Annotated in this window: 19 protein-coding genes and 1 pseudogene; 16 read left to right on the top strand and 4 right to left on the bottom strand. The window is 64.4% G+C overall.

Annotation, left to right across the window (positions count from 1 at the left end):
• Window positions 1-127 precede the first annotated feature (127 nt).
• The 5 genes and pseudogenes from argF to queE all read left to right on the top strand — a co-directional run bounded on the left by argF (window position 128) and on the right by queE (window position 4168).
• A complete protein-coding gene (gene argF, locus ASE90_RS10845) occupies window positions 128-1045 on the top strand; it encodes an ornithine carbamoyltransferase (protein WP_056000005.1) in 918 nt (305 codons plus the stop codon).
• 267 nt (window positions 1046-1312) lie between these two features.
• Window positions 1313-2242, top strand: coding sequence for an Hsp33 family molecular chaperone HslO (locus ASE90_RS10840; protein ID WP_056000003.1), 930 nt, complete (start codon window positions 1313-1315; stop codon window positions 2240-2242).
• Between the two features lie 22 nt (window positions 2243-2264).
• Window positions 2265-2684, top strand: coding sequence for a hypothetical protein (locus tag ASE90_RS10835; protein ID WP_156361534.1), 420 nt, complete (start codon window positions 2265-2267; stop codon window positions 2682-2684).
• 147 nt (window positions 2685-2831) lie between these two features.
• Window positions 2832-3536: pseudogene (gene queC / locus ASE90_RS10830) on the top strand (7-cyano-7-deazaguanine synthase QueC); the annotation flags it as partial.
• On the top strand, window positions 3533-4168 hold the full coding sequence (gene queE / locus ASE90_RS10825) for a 7-carboxy-7-deazaguanine synthase (protein ID WP_055999995.1): 636 nt from the start codon (window positions 3533-3535) through the stop codon (window positions 4166-4168). The pseudogene queC and the gene queE, both read left to right, overlap by 4 nt.
• A 48-nt stretch (window positions 4169-4216) precedes the next feature.
• On the opposite strand, the gene ASE90_RS10820 is transcribed toward queE, so the two are convergent.
• Together ASE90_RS10820 and ASE90_RS19715 are read right to left on the bottom strand one after the other, a co-directional pair.
• The gene (locus tag ASE90_RS10820) at window positions 4217-5716 is read right to left on the bottom strand and encodes a sensor histidine kinase (RefSeq protein ID WP_082449725.1); all 1500 of its coding nucleotides are present in this window, start codon (window positions 5714-5716) and stop codon (window positions 4217-4219) included.
• A gap of 91 nt (window positions 5717-5807) precedes the next feature.
• Window positions 5808-6068, bottom strand: coding sequence for a NepR family anti-sigma factor (locus tag ASE90_RS19715; protein WP_162235081.1), 261 nt, complete (start codon window positions 6066-6068; stop codon window positions 5808-5810).
• A 151-nt stretch (window positions 6069-6219) separates the two neighbouring features.
• On the opposite strand from ASE90_RS19715, the gene ASE90_RS10815 reads away from it, so the two are divergent.
• From ASE90_RS10815 to ASE90_RS10765, 11 genes are all read left to right on the top strand, one after another.
• Window positions 6220-7026 (top strand): response regulator, encoded by an 807-nt coding sequence (locus ASE90_RS10815; protein ID WP_056000230.1) that lies wholly within the window; start codon window positions 6220-6222, stop codon window positions 7024-7026.
• Between the two features lie 39 nt (window positions 7027-7065).
• Entirely contained in the window at window positions 7066-7203 is a 138-nt protein-coding gene (locus tag ASE90_RS20290) for a hypothetical protein (protein WP_055999989.1), read from the top strand.
• 119 nt (window positions 7204-7322) lie between these two features.
• Window positions 7323-7958 (top strand): sigma-70 family RNA polymerase sigma factor, encoded by a 636-nt coding sequence (locus tag ASE90_RS10805; RefSeq protein ID WP_055999985.1) that lies wholly within the window; start codon window positions 7323-7325, stop codon window positions 7956-7958.
• 522 nt (window positions 7959-8480) lie between these two features.
• Window positions 8481-11150: a bifunctional [glutamine synthetase] adenylyltransferase/[glutamine synthetase]-adenylyl-L-tyrosine phosphorylase gene (locus tag ASE90_RS10800; protein WP_055999981.1), complete on the top strand. Its 2670-nt coding sequence runs from the start codon at window positions 8481-8483 to the stop codon at window positions 11148-11150.
• Window positions 11131-11592, top strand: a complete 462-nt coding sequence (locus ASE90_RS10795) for a peroxiredoxin (protein ID WP_055999978.1) — start codon at window positions 11131-11133, stop codon at window positions 11590-11592. Before ASE90_RS10800 ends, ASE90_RS10795 begins: the two co-directional genes overlap by 20 nt.
• A 259-nt stretch (window positions 11593-11851) precedes the next feature.
• Window positions 11852-13021, top strand: a complete 1170-nt coding sequence (locus tag ASE90_RS10790) for a M23 family metallopeptidase (RefSeq protein WP_055999972.1) — start codon at window positions 11852-11854, stop codon at window positions 13019-13021.
• A 39-nt stretch (window positions 13022-13060) separates the two neighbouring features.
• On the top strand, window positions 13061-13396 hold the full coding sequence (locus ASE90_RS10785) for a HesB/IscA family protein (RefSeq protein WP_055999969.1): 336 nt from the start codon (window positions 13061-13063) through the stop codon (window positions 13394-13396).
• Window position 13397: 1 nt separating this feature from the next.
• The gene (gene xth / locus ASE90_RS10780; protein ID WP_055999966.1) at window positions 13398-14168 is read left to right on the top strand and encodes an exodeoxyribonuclease III; all 771 of its coding nucleotides are present in this window, start codon (window positions 13398-13400) and stop codon (window positions 14166-14168) included.
• The gene (locus ASE90_RS10775; RefSeq protein ID WP_055999963.1) at window positions 14168-14923 is read left to right on the top strand and encodes a transporter; all 756 of its coding nucleotides are present in this window, start codon (window positions 14168-14170) and stop codon (window positions 14921-14923) included. The genes xth and ASE90_RS10775 overlap by 1 nt, the downstream gene beginning before the upstream one ends.
• A gap of 194 nt (window positions 14924-15117) precedes the next feature.
• Entirely contained in the window at window positions 15118-15432 is a 315-nt protein-coding gene (locus tag ASE90_RS10770; RefSeq protein ID WP_055999960.1) for a hypothetical protein, read from the top strand.
• A 24-nt stretch (window positions 15433-15456) separates the two neighbouring features.
• Entirely contained in the window at window positions 15457-15678 is a 222-nt protein-coding gene (locus ASE90_RS10765; protein ID WP_055999957.1) for a hypothetical protein, read from the top strand.
• Window positions 15679-15724: 46 nt separating this feature from the next.
• Here the strand turns inward: ASE90_RS10765 and ASE90_RS10760 are convergent, their stop codons facing one another.
• Window positions 15725-16873: a hypothetical protein gene (locus ASE90_RS10760; protein ID WP_055999954.1), complete on the bottom strand. Its 1149-nt coding sequence runs from the start codon at window positions 16871-16873 to the stop codon at window positions 15725-15727.
• A gap of 67 nt (window positions 16874-16940) precedes the next feature.
• Window positions 16941-17699 carry a sterol desaturase family protein gene (locus tag ASE90_RS10755; RefSeq protein WP_055999951.1) on the bottom strand — a complete coding sequence of 253 codons (759 nt, stop codon included), beginning with the start codon at window positions 17697-17699 and terminating at the stop codon, window positions 16941-16943.
• Window positions 17700-17775: the final 76 nt, after the last annotated feature.

The raw sequence follows: 17775 nt of genomic DNA, 5'->3' as shown, positions 1-17775 counted from the left end.
GCACGGGGAGGGGGACCATGCGAAGCATGGTGGAGGGGGACCGCCCCGAAGCGCAGCGTTGGTGGAGCACCCCCTTCACCGTCCTGCGGACGGTCCTCCTCCCTGTGCCGGGGAGGATTTACCCACGATGCGCCATTTCCTCGATCTCGCCTCGGCCGGAGCCGATGGCATCGCCGCCATTCTCAACGACGCGCTCGATGCGAAGGCCGCGCGCAAGGGCTGGCCGAAGGGCCGCGCCGATGCCTATGCGTCGCTCGCCGGGCATACGCTCGCCTGCGTGTTCGAAAAATCGTCCACCCGTACCCGCGTGTCGTTCGACATGGCGATGCGGCAACTGGGCGGGTCGGCGCTGGTGCTTGACGCCGGCACCACCCAATTGGGCCGCGGCGAGACCATCGCCGACACCGCGCGCGTGCTGTCGGGATATTGCGACGCGATCATGGTTCGCACCGACGATCCCGCCAAGCTGGACGAGATGGTTCGCTATGCCTCGGTACCGGTCATCAACGGCCTGACCGACCATTCGCATCCGTGCCAGATCGTCGCCGACCTGTTGACGGTAATCGAAGACGGGAAGGCATTGCCGGGCACCAAATGGGCATGGTTGGGCGACGGCAACAACGTGCTGCATTCGATCGTCGAGGCCGGCGCACTGATGGGGTTCGATGTCGTCGCCGCCTGTCCCGAAGGCTATGATCCCTCGGCGGACGTCGTGTCGTCGGCAGGCGGTCGCGCGACCGTCACCCGCGACCCCGTCGCGGCGGTGCGGGACGCGGATGTCGTCGTTACCGACACCTGGATATCGATGGGACAGGCGCACGCCGAGCAGAAGCTGGCGGCAATGGCCCCGTATCAGGTCGACGCGGCACTGATGGCGCATGCCAAGGCCGATGCGGTGTTCCTCCACTGCCTTCCCGCGCATCGTGGCGAGGAGGTTGCGCCCGACGTCATCGACGGGCGGCAGTCGTTGATCTGGCCGGAGGCCGAGAACCGGCTGCATGCCCAGAAGGCGATCCTGCGCTGGTGTTTCGGTCTGGTAGGCTAAGCCGACCGCCAGCGCGGTTTGTGATAGAACTCTATTCGGTAATTCGTCCGGCTTCGGGCGGAAGCCACTATTCACGTCCGCCGCAGCAGCCGAGAATCCCGTCGTGTCCGCTCACCAGCGGCAGGGCGGTGCGGTCAGCTATCAGGGCACAAATCGAAGCGTCCCAACCTGTTTATTTCGCAGTCGCAACATAGCGCAAAGCGCTTGCGGAATCGCCGACGGGCTACCATGTGAGTGATCGATCACAGTTTGCCCGAATGTCGGGCCATGGGGAGCTTGATTTTGTCCGATACCGTCCGTCTGCCTGACCTCGATCGTGCGATCGGGTTCACGCTGCCCGATCATCACGCGCGCGGTCGCGTCGTGCGGCTGGGGCCGGTGGCGCAGTCGATCCTCGCCGCGCACGCCTATCCCGCGCCGATCGAAAAGTTGCTGGCCGAAACGCTGGCGCTGACGGCGTTGCTCGGCACGACGTTGAAGGAGGCCGAGGGGCAGTTGACGCTCCAGGCGCAGACGCAGGGCGGGATCATCCGCCTGATGGTCTGCGACTACAAGCATGGCGAACTGCGCGGCTATGTCGATTTCGATGCAGATCGGCTGGCGGAGTTGGGCGAAGACCCGTCACTGTTCGCCATGTTCGGTCAGGGCTATCTGGCGATCACGTTCGACCAGGTGACGTCGGGTGAGCGCTATCAGGGTATCGTTCCCCTCGACGGTGACTCGATCGCGGCGGCGGCGGAAAGCTATTTCCTGCAATCCGAACAGATTCCGTCGCTGGTTCGCCTCGGCATCGGCGTTGACGATAACGGGCAGCGCATTGCGGGCGGTATCTTCCTGCAACATCTGCCTGAGGGTGAGGAAGGTCGCGAACGGCTGCACGTTCGCCTCGACCATCCCGAATGGCATCATGTCGAGGCGCTGGGTTCGACGATGGGACCTGACGAACTCGCCGATCCGATGGTGCCGTTGGAAACGCTGGTCTGGCGGCTGTTCAATGAAGAACGCGAGGTCCGCATCCTTGCGACCACCGACCTGTCGCGCGGGTGTCGCTGCGACCGCGACTATATCGCGGGAGTCATCTCGCGCTTTCCCGAAGAGGAACGCGCGGCGATGGCGGATGAGAACGGCATCATCACCGTCGACTGCGCCTTCTGCGCGACGAAATTTCCGCTGGCGGTGGCCGACATCGCATCCTGACGCGAGCGGTAAGGGGGACGTGATGGCGAGTAGGTCGATATACCGGGTCGTGGCGGCGCTGGTGTTGGCATCGGGTGCGGCGATGGCGCAGCCTGCCGCCGCACCGACGCTGGCGGCGATGCGCGCGGTCGCGCCGGGCGACTGGTCGCTGCGCGAGGCCGGATCGCCCGAGGTTGCACGGACAAGTTGCTTTGCCGATCCGGCGGCTTTCCTGCGGCTGCGGTTGCGCAGTGCGCAATGCAGCCGGTTCGTGATCGAGGATACGGCCCGCGTATCGACCGTCCATTATACCTGCCCCGGCATCGGCCACATCCGCACGACGGTCCATGTCGATACGCCGCGCTCGCTACGGATCGAGAGCGAGGGCATCGCCGACGGCATGCCGTTTGCGGATGCCTATGAAGCGCGGCGGGTCGGCAGTTGCGCCCGCCGTTCGCGTTAACCCTATGTTTAGGCCAAGCGCGTTATACGAATTACGTGTCCGGTTGGGCACGCATGTTTCCCCTAAAGCATGGAACCCTCCGGGCCGCGTCATCGCGGCCCGCTCTTTTTCGGGCGGTTGCCCTGACCTCCCGAAAGTCTTAGCGAGCGCAGCATGACGAATTCTCCCTTCAGCGTGGTGCTGGTGTCGGGCGGACTCGACTCGATGGTGTCGGCGGCGCTGGCACGCGAGGCGGGTCACCGGCTGCTGGCCCTATCGATCGATTACAACCAGCGCCATCAGATCGAACTGGCCGCGGCCAAGCGCATCGCCGAGTCGCTGGGGGTCGAACGCCATGTCATCCTGCCGCTCGACCTGTCGGCATTCGGTGGATCGGCGCTGACCGACCTGTCGATCGACGTGCCCAAGGACGGCGTGGGTAACGATATTCCGGTCACGTACGTCCCGGCGCGCAACACCATCTTCCTCAGCCTCGCGCTCGGATGGGCGGAAGCGGCGGGCGCGCGCGATTTGTGGATCGGGGTCAATGCGCTCGATTATTCGGGCTATCCCGATTGCCGCCCCGACTTCATTGCTGGGTTCGAGGCGCTGGCCGAGCTGGCGACCCGCGCCGGCAGCGACGGTGCCCGCTTCCGTATCCATGCTCCGCTGCAACACATGACCAAGGCCGACATCGCGCGCGAAGCGGATCGACTGGGTCTCGACGCCGCGATGAGCTGGACCTGCTACGATCCGGTCGGCGATCTGCATTGCGGCCGCTGCGACAGCTGCCGCCTGCGCGCGCGTGGCTTTGTCGAGGCAGGTTTGCCCGATCCCACCCGCTACGCGGAAACCCCCGACACCAGCCGATGACCTATTCGGTGAAGGAAATGTTCCTCACCTTGCAGGGGGAGGGGGTGCATGCCGGGAGACGCGCGGTGTTCGTCCGCTTTGCCGGTTGCAATCTGTGGACGGGTCGGGAGGTCGATCGGCACAGTGCGATCTGCCGGTTCTGCGATACCGATTTCGTCGGCACCGACGGGGTTGGCGGCGGAAAGTTTCCCGGTGCAATGGCATTGGCGGCAGCAGTCGCCAGTCATTGGGGACCGGAGCCGGCGCGGCGTTTCGTGGTGCTGACCGGTGGCGAGCCGATGTTGCAGATCGACGATGCGCTGGTCGACGCCCTGCATGCCGAGGGTTTCGAGATTGCGATCGAGAGCAACGGCACGATCGTCACCCATCCCGGCATCGACTGGGTCTGTATCAGTCCGAAGGCGGGCAGCGACGTCGTGCAGTGTAACGGCGACGAACTGAAGCTGGTCTGGCCGCAAGCCGGTATCGATGTCGATGCGATCGAGCAGTGGGATTTCACCCATCATCTCGTCCAGCCGATGGACGCGATCGGACAGGAAGCCTTCAACCGCGACGAAGCCGTCGCCTTTGCCATGGCTCGCCCGCGCTGGCGACTGTCGCTGCAAACCCACAAGCTATTGGGATTGCGCTGAACCGATCGCCGCTTCGGTTTCGATCCGGGCCAGCGATGGGGGACCGTTTTACGCCGCCTTTGCCGCGATCGTAATTTCGTAAGCGCCGATCAGCGGATCGTGGTGCAATGGTGCGCGCAACTGTCGTGATAGACCGAGGATGATCCGCCCATAGCGGGTGGCGACCAGCGCATCGAGTTGCTCGCCCTCGACCAGCGCCGGCGAACTGGCACGCAGCACCGCGGTGTCGCTTCCGCCGACCGGACGCAGCGAGATGCCGATCTGCGCCTGCGGGTTCACCGACGCCGCCAACTCGATCAGCTCGGTCAGCAGGAACGATACCGCGACCGCCACATCCTGCGTCACCAGCACCTGCTCGACGTTCAGCGTGATGCCGATCTTGGCCGCGTCGGTCGAGGAGGTTGCGCGGATGTTCGACGCTAGCTCGCCGATGACCGATTTCAGTTCCAGCCCGCGATTTTCCTCCATCTCGGCATAATGATGCCGATGGACGACGGCGAGCGCATCGACCCGTCGCTGGATGGTGGCATAGGCATCGGACGCGGCCGCACCGTGCGCACTGCGGGCATGGAAATTGATGAGGCTGGCAATGACTTGCAGGTTGTTCTTAACGCGGTGATGCACCTCACGCGTCAATTTGGTCTGGCGTACCAGGCCGTCGGCCATCGATTGCTCGTGGCGTTCGACGGTGTGGGTAAGCTCCTGAAACGTCTCGCCAAGCTCCGCGATCTCCTGCGCCGGAATCGCGCCCAGGTTGACGTCGGCCATCGGATGGCCCGGACGATACCGCTCGATATCGTCGCGCAGCTGCCGTAGCGGCCGGATCAGCAGCCGATCGACCACGAACCAGCCAATGCCGGTCGCCGCGAACCACATCACCAACGGCAGTAGCATCGCGACAATGATGGACGATGTAATCGGTGCGCGACGCACGGCCATCGTGAAGGCAAGGTCGTCGATGCTGAGCGGAATACGGACCTGCTCCAGCCGGTCTATCCCCGTCTCGGGCGGCAGTGCCGACAGACTGAGTTCGGCTTCGCTGCCGTGCGCGACGCCGCTTTCGAACGGCAAGGCGAAGCCGCTCGGCTGTGATTTGTCGCGCAGGAGTGCAACCGGGAAGAACGCGACGGCGCGCGACTCATTGGTGCCACGGATGTCTAGGACGACCCCCGTGTCGGGCACAACCTGGGCGCGCACACCACCGGCGTCTGGCGCACCGACCATCCGGATCGGAATAGCGATCCCGCAAACCAGCCGACCGTCTCTGGAATAGATGCCGAAGCGCGCACCGGCGGAAGCCTGTTCTGCGAACACCCCCTCGACCCGGGCGCAACTGGGCGAATTGGCGGGATCGGATGACAGTGCCGTCATTGCAACGCGCAATGCGGTCATGTCACCGCCAAGTTCGATGGCGATGCCACGCGACGCCTCGGTCGCCGCTACCCGAAGCCTTGCGCGCAAGTCGACATCTGCGATCCGCGACGTCTGCAAGGTAGCGAAGAGCGCTATCAGCGCGAGCGGGAGCAGCGCTGCGCTGAGGACAAGCATCAGCTTCGCTCCCGTCGGAACTCGACGAAGCGCGGCCGCCGCGCTGGGCGACTTCCGCTTGACTGGTACGGGGGTGTTCACACTGCGGAGGCTATTTTAACTTGTTCAGCAGATCGAGCATCTCGTCGGGAACCGATTCACCGGCCGCATCCTGATATACGGCACGCAACGCGTTCCCCAGGCTGGACGTGTCCTTCTTGTCCGGTTGCGTCGTCACCGCGGATTTTGCGGCCGACCGCTGAACCGACTTTTCGCCATCCTTCACGAACCTGTGCCTTCCCCCGACGCCCGGACATACGCCGGCACGAAAATCTGATTGCCGACCGGCATCAAGACTGGCTTGATTCAACATGTCGGGCGGACAGGAAACAAAAGACGTGCTCGTTGGTTCCATGCCACGACGCGAACTCGGGGGAGCCGTCTTTCCCGCGCCGTATCGTTCTAGAACGCAGTGCGCGAACCGGCTTTCCTGCCGGATCGTGATGAAGGAGACCTATCTGACCATGTCGCTCGGACAGCAGCTTGCGCCGCATCTTCCTTTCCTCCGGCGCTATGGCCGAGCACTCACGGGTAGCCAGAGCGAGGGCGATCAATATGTTCGCGCCACGCTGGAAGCGATCGTAGCGGCACCGGAAGAATTTCCGCGGGACGTCGATCCTCGTCTCGGCCTCTATCGCACTTTCCAAGCGATCTGGGCGTCGTCGCAGCCCGAAGCATTTGGCGCCGCCAGCGCATCGGGTACCGAGATAGAGGCGATCGCGCAGGCGCGGCTTTCCCGTATCGCCCCGCTGTCGCGGCAGGCGTTGTTGTTGACGGCGATGGAAGGCTTTACGACGGAAGATGCCGCCTATCTGATCGAAGCGACGCCGGACGAAGTCGAGGAACTGGTCGCCGAGGCATTGCGCGAGATCGAGCAACAGACCCGGTCGCGCGTGATGATCATCGAGGATGAGCCGTTGATCGCCATGGACCTCGAACAGATCGTTCGCGATCTGGGGCATGAAGTCACCGGCGTCGCGGTTACGCGTGACGAAGCGGTTGCGCTCGCGATGCAGGATCGGCCGGGCCTTGTCCTTGCCGACATTCAGCTGGCCGACGACAGCTCGGGCATCGATGCGGTCAAGGATATCCTGTCCGAATTCAACGTGCCCGTGATCTTCATCACGGCATTCCCCGAGCGTCTGCTGACCGGCGAACGCCCCGAGCCAACCTTCCTGATCACAAAGCCGTTCCAGCGGTCGACGGTGAAGGCGGCGATCAGCCAAGCGCTGTTCTTCGATGAAGCGACCGTGCCGGAAGCAGCGGAATAACGGTACGGACCCAAAACGTTTTTCGGGGATTGATACGCGATGGCAGACGATCAAGAACGCATCCATGTCAGCGCAACCGACGCGCGAGCCGGTTCGACGCCCGGCGTCACCCGCTACGTTTTGGGCGTATCGCTGGTCGCCGTGATCGCGGTCATGGCGTATATCCTGCTGGCCTGATGCCGCTCGCGCGGTCCGGGGCGAAACGGTTCGTCCCGGTTCCGCTGGCAATCGTCTCACGCGCTTCCTATGTTCGGCTTCGCCCGACATCGGGCCGACTGCGTATCGAACGGATAAGAATGACTGAATCCGACATGACCGAGGACGCGGCAGGCGAGGTGCAGGAGCACGTCGCCCTTTCCGATCCCGAGTTCAAGAAGCAACTGGCACAGGTAATTCCGCATCTGCGGGCGTTCGGCCGTTCGCTATCGGGCAGCCGCGATCTGGCCGATGATCTGGTGCAGGAAACGCTGTTGAAGGCGTGGGCGGCACGGCAGCGGTTCCAGGCTGGCACCAACATGCGCGCCTGGACCTTCATCATCCTGCGCAACCTGTATTTGTCGCAAATGCGTCGCGCACGCTTCAAGGGCGAGTGGGACGATCTGGTTGCCGACCGCATTCTTGCCGCGCCGGCTAGTCAGGATCGCCATGTCGAGCTGGCGGATATGCAGCGGGCGTTGCTCCATCTGCCGCAGCCGCAGCGGGAGGCGTTGATCCTCGTTGGCGCAGGTGGGTTCGCCTATGAAGAGGCAGCCGAAATCTGCAATGTCGCTGTCGGCACGATCAAGAGCCGGGTGGCGCGTGGTCGCGTTGCGCTTGAAGCCCTGATGACCGAGGGCAAGCTGCCGTCACGCGCTGAACAGCCGGACAATGGTGGGCAGACGGTGCTGGATACGATCATGGGTGAGGTCGACGATTTGAGTCGCGATCGCTGAAGATGCTTGCCTACGGTTGCATCTGAGCGCAGCGGCATGCGTTGCTTCATCGAGATGATACCGGCCAATTTCTGTATCGCCGTCATTGAATATCGATCGGTGCCGACATCACCTGTATATTCTCGCCAGCGTTTCGACAGCGATCAACAGATTATCGATATGTTCGAAAGTAAGGCGGTAGTTTCTGGTACCCCAATACCAAATCGCGCGGCGATAAGGATGCGTGCGACTTCCTGACGCCGGCCAGTCCAGTTTCCTTAACGGCTTGCCTATTCCAGACGCCGGAGACACTCGACCCACCGCGCCGGCAGTTGGCTATCGCGGTCGAACACCTGCCGCAATGCGCGTCCGATGCCATCCGTGGGAAACGGACCGCGCACGACCTGCCCGGCATCGGATGCTGAAGCGCCAGGGGTCGGTCGTGTTGCCATAATGTTTCCAACGTGCGCATACGTGTTTCGTTTCAAAGCGTGCGGCGATAGCTTGGGTTAAGTTTTCCCGTCCGTGGAGCACGATCCAGCGATGCACCTGCCATCCGACCTGACCGATCGCATCCGCTACGGTTCACCTTTTCTGTCGGTCCTGCTCGATCGCGAAGCGGCGTTTCTCGATCGGTTGCCGGGGTTCGAGGTCGATGCGCTGACGGTGGTCACCGCCGATTCCGATATCCCGCTGGCGCAACGCTTGCGGATCGAACGGCGGCGGATCGCGCTGCTGGTGGCGCTGGGCGACCTGTCCGGTGCCTATGATCTGCGGCGCGTGACGCGGACGCTGAGCGACTTTGCCGACAGCGCGTTGCACCGGGCGATCGTGGCGGCGATCGAGGAGCGAACCCCGGGGGCCGAGCCGGTCGGGTTCGCCGCGATCGGGCTGGGCAAACAGGGCAGCCATGAACTGAACTATTCGTCCGATATCGATCCGATCCTGCTCTACGACCCGGCGATCTTGCCGCGGCGCGAGCGCGACGATCCGGTCGAAGCGGCGGTGCGGATCGGCAAGCGTGTCGTCGAACTGCTGCAGGCGCGCGACGGCGACGGATATGTCCTGCGCGTCGATCTGCGGTTGCGGCCCTCGCCCGAAGCGACGCCGATCGCACTGCCGATCGATGCGGCGGTCTCCTATTACGAATCGTCGGCACTGCCATGGGAACGCGCGGCGTTCATCCGTGCACGGGCGGTGGCGGGCGATGCTGTGCTCGGCAATCGCTTTCTCGACGCGATCCGGCCGTTCGTCTGGCGGCGTGCGCTCGACTACGGTGCGATCGGGGAGATCCGCGACATCACGCGCCGTATCCGCGATCATTATGCGCAGGGTCAGGCATTCGGACCCGGCTATGACCTGAAGCGCGGGCGCGGCGGCATCCGGGAGGCGGAATTTTTCGCGCAGGTTCATCAGCTCGTGCATGGCGGGCGCGATCCGGCGCTGCGGGCGCCGGCGACGCTCGACGCCTTGTCCGCGCTGGCGGCCGGAGGGCGGATTTCCGGGTATGAGGCGCAGGTAATGGTCGGTGGCTACACGCTGTTCCGCACGATCGAGCACCGATTGCAGATGGTCGACGATCGACAGACCCACGGCCTGCCCGACCAGATCGACGCACTCGACCGGGTCGCGCGGCTGCATGGGATGGACGACGGGCAGGTATTGCTGGACCTGATGGCGCCGCACGTCACCGCGGTAGGGGCTGTCTACGATCGGCTGGATGGCGCATCGACACCTGGCCTGCCTGTCGATCCACATACGCTTGCGGACCGGCTCGAAACGCTTGGTTTCGCATCGGGCGAGCAGGTGGCGCGGCGGATCGCCGACTGGCGCAGCGGGGCCTATCCGGCACTGCGCAGCCCGGCGGCGCGCGCGGCGCTGGAAGACAGCCTGCCCGGCCTGATTGCCGGGCTGGCGACCGCATCGGATTCGCATGCGGCGTTGCTTCGGCTCGACGCGATGCTGGCGCGGCTGCCGAGTGCGATCAATCTGTTCCGCCTTCTGGAGGCGCAGCCCGCCCTCGCGCGGTTGCTCAGTACGATCCTGTGCCATGCGCCGACCCTGGCGGAGGCCTTGGCGCGCCGGGCGACGCTGCTCGACGGGCTGATCGACGCCCGCGCACTCGAGCCGGTCGGATCGGTCGCCGAACTGGCCGCCGAGATGTCGGCCCGGCAGGAAGGCTATGAACGGCTGCTCGACCACGTTCGTGACGTCGTCAATGAAAAGCGGTTCATGCTGGGGGTGCAGGTGGTGGCCGGGACCGGCGATCCGCTGGCGGTGGCCGACGGCTATGCGCGGGTGGCGGAGGCGGCGGTACAGGTGCTGGCGGCGGCGACGGTCGACGAATTCGCGCAACGGCATGGCCGGGTGCCTGGCAGCGAATTGATCGTGCTGGCCCTGGGGCGGCTGGGCGGCGGGGCGCTGACCCACGCCTCCGACCTCGATCTGGTCTATTGCTTCACCGGCGATTTCTCGGCCGAATCGGATGGCACGAAGCCATTGGGGGCGGTGCTCTACTACAACCGGCTGGCGCAGCGTCTGACCGCAGCCCTGTCGGTACAGACCGCGTCGGGACCATTGTACGAAGTCGATACGCGGTTGCGGCCATCGGGGGCACAGGGGCCGCTGGTCGTCTCGCTCGCCGGCTTCGAACGCTATCAGCGTGAGGATGCGTGGACATGGGAGCATATGGCGCTCGCCCGCGCGCGACCGATCATGGGATCACCTGATGGACGCGCGGCGGCGGCGGCGATTATCGCCCGCGTGCTCGCCGGCGACCGGCCCGATCGCGACATCGTGGCGGAAGCGGTCGCGATGCGTGCCGACATGGCACGACACAAGCCGCCGGCGGGGCCGCTCGATGCCAAGCTGTCGCCCGGCGGTCTGGTCGATCTCGAATTTGCGGTGCATGTCACCCAGTTGCTGAGCGGGCAGGGGCTGTCGCCGCGTCTCGGCGAGGCGATCGATGCACTGGTCGCGATCGGGCGGTTGCCCGCCGGGCTGCACGACGCCCATGATTTTCTCACCCGCCTGATCGTCACGATGCGGCTGGTCGCGCCCGACGCGCAGGTCCCGCCCGAAACGACGCAGCCTATTCTGGCAGCAGCACTGGGCTGCAGCGACTGGCCCGCGCTGCTTGTCAGACTCGATGCCGCACGGCAGGTGGTCCATCAGACCTGGCAGGAGATTGTGAATGGCACTGGCGATCGGTGAAACGCTGCCCGACGGAAAGCTGACGCTGGCGGATGGCACGTCGCTGTCGTTGCGGGAACGGCTCGGACGTCCCTTAATCGTGTACTTCTACCCGAAAGCGGACACGACCGGCTGTACGCGCGAAGCGCAGGATTTCTCGGCACTTGCCGACGAATTCGAACAGGCTGGAGCGGGTGTCGTGGCCATCTCGCGCGATACGCCGGCCAAGCTGACACGTTTTGCCGAGAAACATGGTCTGACGCTGACCCTCGCCAGCGACGAGGACGGCAGCGTTTGCGAAGCGTTCGGGGTATGGGGCGAAAAGCAGATGTACGGCCGGACCTATATGGGCATCGAGCGGACGACATTCCTGTTCGACGCGGACGGTCGCCTGATCCGCGAATGGCGGAAGGTGAAGGTCGCCGGCCACGCCGCGGACGTCCTTTCCGCCGTTCGATCGTAATCCCGGCGAATCGATTGCATGGGTACCAAACGCACCGTCCACCCTGAACGCGGCTGGTCCGATCAGATGGTTAAACGGCTGACCGCGCCAGTACGACGCTTTACCGCGTGCTCGGGGCCGGACGCTTGCACAATGGTACTGCTATCCGGCACTTCCTCATTCCGTCGACGCGCGGTGGGGCAAAACCGTCGGGACATGGGAGTTCATCGTTCGTGTCGGCGCTTCCGGCATGCGCATATTGCTCGGGTAGCGGGACATAATGTCGATTACTTCGGTATTCAAAAATAACGACGCTCCGTTCGCAGGGTTCCGTTCCATTTTCCGCACGCGGCAATTTCTGGTCCATGACGGTGGCCAGCTTCGTCGCCACACCATCACCGGCCGTAACCAGGTTGCGGCCGCTGGCCTTGCCGCCGTCACGATCGCCTTCTCGGCATTCGGCATGAGCCAGGCGGCGACCGGCGCGGTGGCGACGTCGGACGAAAAGGTTATGGCGATGCAGCAGCAGGTTGACGCGATGCGCGCCGACGTTGCCCGCCTTCACGCCGATGCCCGTGCTCACGCCGCGCGGCTCGACAAGCGGCAGGCGGCATTGGCCGCGGTGCTGACCGGTGACGAGGATGCCGACGCGCTGGCGTTGGCCGCGCTCGATCAGGAACCCGCCACCGGTGCGAACTTCGTCACCCGCCCGTTCGAACGCGTCGCCCGTCAGCAGGCAACGATGGCGTCGCAGGCCAAGGCGATCGCTGACGCACGCTATACCGATGCCACCCGGACCATCCGCAAGCTGGGTCTGAACCCGCGCCGCGTATTGCCGGCGATGGGTGGCCCGTATGAGCCGGTCGATGCCGCGACCGCCGCTGCGGCGACTGCCGCTTCCGCCACCGCTGATGCACAGGCCGACGCCCAGTTCCGCGCCTTGTTCCTCAGCTGGAAGAAGCTGGATACGCTGGAGCAGGCGGCGATCTCGATCCCGTCCTATCAGCCGGTCGAGCGGCTGTCCTTCACCAGCAATTTCGGCGTCCGTTCCGACCCGTTCCGTGGCACCGCCGCGATGCATGCCGGGGTCGATATCCCCGGCCCGATCGGGACCCCGGTCTATGCCACCGCCGACGGCATCATCGCCCGCGCCGAACGCGCCGGCGGCTATGGCAATCTGATTGAAGTGAACCATGGCAAGGGCATCGCGACCCGCTATGGCCATTTGTCGAAGATCATCGTCCATGACAGCCAGCGCGTACGGCGCGGCCAGTTGATCGGACTAATGGGGTCGACCGGCCGTTCGACCGGCAGCCACCTGCACTACGAAGTCCGTATCGACGGTTCCGCGGTCAATCCGGCCCCCTATCTGCAGGCGGGCGAACTGGCGATGGCGGCGGACCGTGCACAGCGTCAGCGGGTGGCGATGGGTGGCCCGGTCGCCGACTGACCCGTTGCCGATCGACCGCGCCGGGCTTATCTGAACGGGATGACGATCAGCACCGATATTTCCCTGTCCGCCACCGCCGCCCACCGCGTCGCGGCGATCGCAGCCAAGCAGGCCAAGCCCGCCATCCTTCGTCTCTCGGTCGAAGGAGGTGGCTGTTCGGGCTTCCAGTATCGCTTCGGATTGGCCGATACGGTGGAAGCCGATGACAGCGTCGCCGAAACCGATGGCGTGACGCTGGTGGTCGACTCGGTCAGTCTCGATCTGGTGCGCGGCAGCGAGGTCGATTTCATCGAATCGCTGGGCGGTGCTGCGTTCCGGGTGACCAATCCGCAGGCAGCGTCGGGCTGCGGTTGCGGCACCAGCTTTGCGGTCTGACGTGCGGATCGTCAGCTACAACGTCAACGGTATCAAGGCTCGTCTGCCCCGGTTGCTCGAATATCTGGACGAGGAACAGCCGGACATCGTCTGTCTTCAGGAACTGAAGTCGAGCGACGAAACCTTTCCCGAAGCCGATATTCGCGCCGCCGGTTATGGCGCGCTCTGGCACGGGCAGAAGGGGTTCAACGGCGTCGCCGTTCTGGCGCGCGGTGCCGATCCCGTCGAGCGGCAGCGCGGCCTGTCCGGCGAGCCGGAGGACGACCATAGCCGGTATCTCGAAGCCGAGGTCGACGGCCTGATCGTCGCCTCGATCTATCTGCCCAACGGCAATCCGCAACCGGGTCCGAAGTTCGACTATAAGCTACGCTGGATCGATCGCCTGCGCGATCGGGCGGCGGCATTGCTGGCCGAGGAGCGCGCCGTGGTGCTGGCAGGTGACTACAACGTCATTCCTAATGACGACGATACCTTCTCGGTCCGTGCGATGCAGAGCGACGCGCTGATGCAGCCGGAGTCACGGGCCGGTTACCGGGCGTTGCTGGCACAGGGATGGACCGACTCGCTGCGCACGCGGTTTCCCAACGGGGGTGTCTGGACCTTCTGGGACTATCAGGCCGGATCATGGCAACGCGACGCGGGGTTCCGCATCGATCATCTGTTGCTCAGCCCCATCGCCGCCGACCGCATGGTCGATGCCGGCGTCGACAAGGCGTATCGTGGCCGCGAAAAGGCCAGCGACCATGCGCCGACCTGGGTGCGGCTGCGTTGATGATCCGTACGGGCGCGCTGGTCGCGGCGGCGTATCTTGCGATCGGCAGTGCTTCGGCCCGTGATTACTGCTCGACACGCCCCAGCCTTGGCCAGTCGGCTTGCGTGCTCGATCCCGGCCGGGTCGCGGTCGAGGCCGCGCTGGCGGATTGGGAGCGTGGTAACGACACCGACACCGTGCTGTTCGGCGATACCCTGTTCCGGCTCGGGCTGACCGACCGGATCGAGGCGCAACTGAACTGGACGCCGCTCGGCATCGAGCGCGATCGAACCAGCGGCGGGCGAACGACACGGAGCGGCGACGTGGAAATCGGTGCGCGGATCGCGTTGCGCAATCCGGATGGCAAGGGCCTGTCCTACGGGTTGCAACCCTCGATCACCGTGCCTGTCGGCCGCGCGCCGATCGGACAGGATGGCTGGGGCGCGGCCATGGTGGCCCCGATCTCCTATGACCTCAGCAAGACGCTCAACCTGCAATTCTCACCCGAACTGGCGTGGACGCCACGGGAGGAGGCACCGGGCCATAGGATCGCAGCGACAGCGACGATCGGTCTCGGCATCACGCTGTCCGATCGCTGCCAGCTCACCGCCGAAGGTCAATTGTCGCACGATGACGAAACGACGGAGCACCGCCTTGCGCTATCGATTGCGTGGCAGGTGTCGCCCGACTTCGCGATCGACGCCGGCGGGGTCGCCGGACTGGACGCCGATACGCCCGGACTGCGCCTCTACAGCGGGATATCGCGCCGGTTTTGAAGCGCGCCGATCGATCCGGAGGATACCATCCCAACCGATGGTAAAAATTCCTGCGTTTTGGTGGCAAATACCACATCTACAACTGTAGTCATTTGCTAAATATCTGAAAAACAGTGATTATTAAAACTGGCACGGTCGCTGCAGAGTAACTGGCATGTCCGGCAACGCGCCGGAACGCACAGGGAGACAGCATCATGACCGCCATTCGCTTCGCCACTTCGATCATTCTCGGCCTGGTTGCCAGCACCTCGGCCTTTGCCGCCGAGCCTGAAGCTGCGCCCGCCGCCGCGCCGAGCCCCGTCGTCAGCAGCGCCGCCATGTCGGCCCTGCCGCTAACCGTCACGCTGGCCGCCGGTCCCGCTGCGGTCGGGTACAAGGCCGCCCCGAACGCCCGCTATTGCTTCCGGACCGAACGCACCGGTTCGCGCATCACGCCGCGTGTCTGCAAGACCCGCAAGGACTGGACGGCGATGGGTGTCGATCTCGACGCCGCGCTGGCTGGCCGCTGATCGTACCGAACGGGAGGAACGAGCATGATGATCGCAACACTGATCGCGGCGCTGTTCACCGCAACTGCGCCGGTCGCCGAACCAGCAACGCAGGCGACGAGCCCGGTCGTCACCACGCCACGCGTCAAGCGCTACTGCATTGTCGACCGTCGGGAGGGATCGCGGCAACGGGGCAAGATCTGCCGGACGCGTGACGAATGGCGCGCCCGCGGCTTCGATCCGGTACTGGTACTGGCACGCGGATGATCGATGACGATCGCCGCCGGGGCGGGGTGCCCGGCGGCTGTCATCATCAAAGGGTGCGTTCGTACATCTGGTAGACGCGGTTGATCTTGCTATCGATGGTCGTGGCAATCGCGTTCATGCCCTGATTGTCGTCGAGCACCCAACCGATCTCACCGCGGGTCGCACCGAACTTGGCCACTGCATCGCGGCGGATATACTCGATCATCATGAAGGCCAGCTGGCTCGCCATGCGCGATGCCTGCAACCGCTTGACCACCCCCATCAACGGCACGCGCATCGTCCGTGCCTTTGGCGCGCGCAGCCATAGCAGCAGTTTCAGCCAGTTGAACGGCAACAGCGATCCGCCCATGGGTTTGAGCGGCTCGTTCATGTCGGGCAGGGTGATCATGAACGCGACCGGTTCACCATCCAGTTCGGCGATCCGGATCAGGTCCTCGAACACCAGCGGCTTCAGCTTCTTGCCGACATCGTCGACCTCCGGCTGGGTCAGCGGGACGAAGCCCCAATTGTCCGACCACGCATCGTTCAGGATCCGCAGGATGATCGTCGCCTCGTCGGCGAACTTCGCCTTGTTGACGCGCCGGATGCGGATACGGTCGTTCTTTTCCCCGGCCGCGACGATGCGCTGGACGATCGGCGGAAAATCCCCGGTGATGTCCAGCTCATACGTCACCAGCTGCTTCACCGGCGCATAGCCGGCATTCTCGATCCAGCCCCGATATTGCGGCAGGTGATGGCCCATCAGCACGGTCGGGCTGTGGTCGTACCCCTTGATCAGCAAGCCCGGCTCTTCCCAGATCGACAGCGCGCACGGACCGATCGCCCGGGTCATGCCCTTGTCCCGCAGCCACTGCTCGGCCTGCGCGATCAGCACTTTGGCCGTCGCCTCGTCCTCGGCCTCGAACATTCCCCAAAAGCCGACACCGGGGCCAAATCCCTTGTCCGCCGGCATGGTCAGCGCCAACGTGTCGATATGTGCCGACACGCGCCCGACGACCCTGGCGTCGCGTTCGGCGACGAACAACTGTCCCTCGGCATGGCTGAACCAGCCGTTCTTCTTGGGATCGATCGTCGCCGCGACCTCGCTCTTCAGCGGCGGCACCCAGTGCGGGTCGTTGGCATAGAGCCGATAGGGCAGCGCGATGAACGCCTTGCGATCGGTAGCGGTAACGACCGGACGGATGGTGATCGACATGGTTTCCCCCAAAACGCAGCGGGGCGGCAATGCGCCGCCCCGTGTCAAACTTCAAATGACAAATCGGTCATCCGCGATAGCGGGGATGCCCCTTGGCGACACCACCCGATAATTCGGCCACCTTGGGATATTTCTTCGCGACATCCTCGGTATAGCCGAGGTTAAAGACCGTCGCGCTCTTTTCCGGGCGCTCCGACCGTTCGTAATGCGTCCCGAAAACCTTGTCCCAAAAGAAGTTGGTGATGCCGAAATTGCCGTGCTCGTCATGAAAGTGATGCGCCATATGCTTGCGCTTCCATGCGATCAGCAGCTTGTTCTTCGGCTTGTAGGCCAGATGCTGGATGCAATGGCAGAATTCGTAGAAGCAGGTCGTCAACAGACCGGTTGCCAGTGCCGCCATCGAACCGCCGAACCCGCCGATCAGATAGCCGATCGGCGCGGTCGCAACTGCGATCGCGGGCAGGGTCGTGTGCAGAGCACCGAACAGCACCTCAAGGTGATTGGGGTCCTGATGGTGATCGTAATGGATCCGCTTCCACGTCGCGGCCAGCGGCGAGATCTTGAACATCCAGTTGGAATGCAGCACCCACCGGTGCAACACGTACCAGACGAGCGGATAGGCAACGATCGCGACGCCGACCGACACCAGCGTCGGCACCAGCGGCGCAGGCGACCAGGCGAACAGGCCGATCGCGACGAACGACAGGGCGATATACGCGATGATCGCCGGATACTGAAAATACGCGCCGACAAGTTCCCTGAAGGTCATCTTGTCGAGATGGTGCGACTTCTTCCAGAAGCCCTGCTTCTCGGTGATCGCGTTCATCGGGCCAACTTCCTCAACTCATTCACCTATCGTGCGCAACCGCGCATCGTCCGCATCTGGGGATGATTTGCGGCCA

Source organism: Sphingomonas sp. Leaf67, from assembly GCF_001421965.1.
Classification (GTDB): domain Bacteria; phylum Pseudomonadota; class Alphaproteobacteria; order Sphingomonadales; family Sphingomonadaceae; genus Sphingomonas.
The sequence above is the reverse complement of the archived record's forward strand: the minus strand, read 5'-3'. Positions and strand labels throughout refer to the sequence as shown.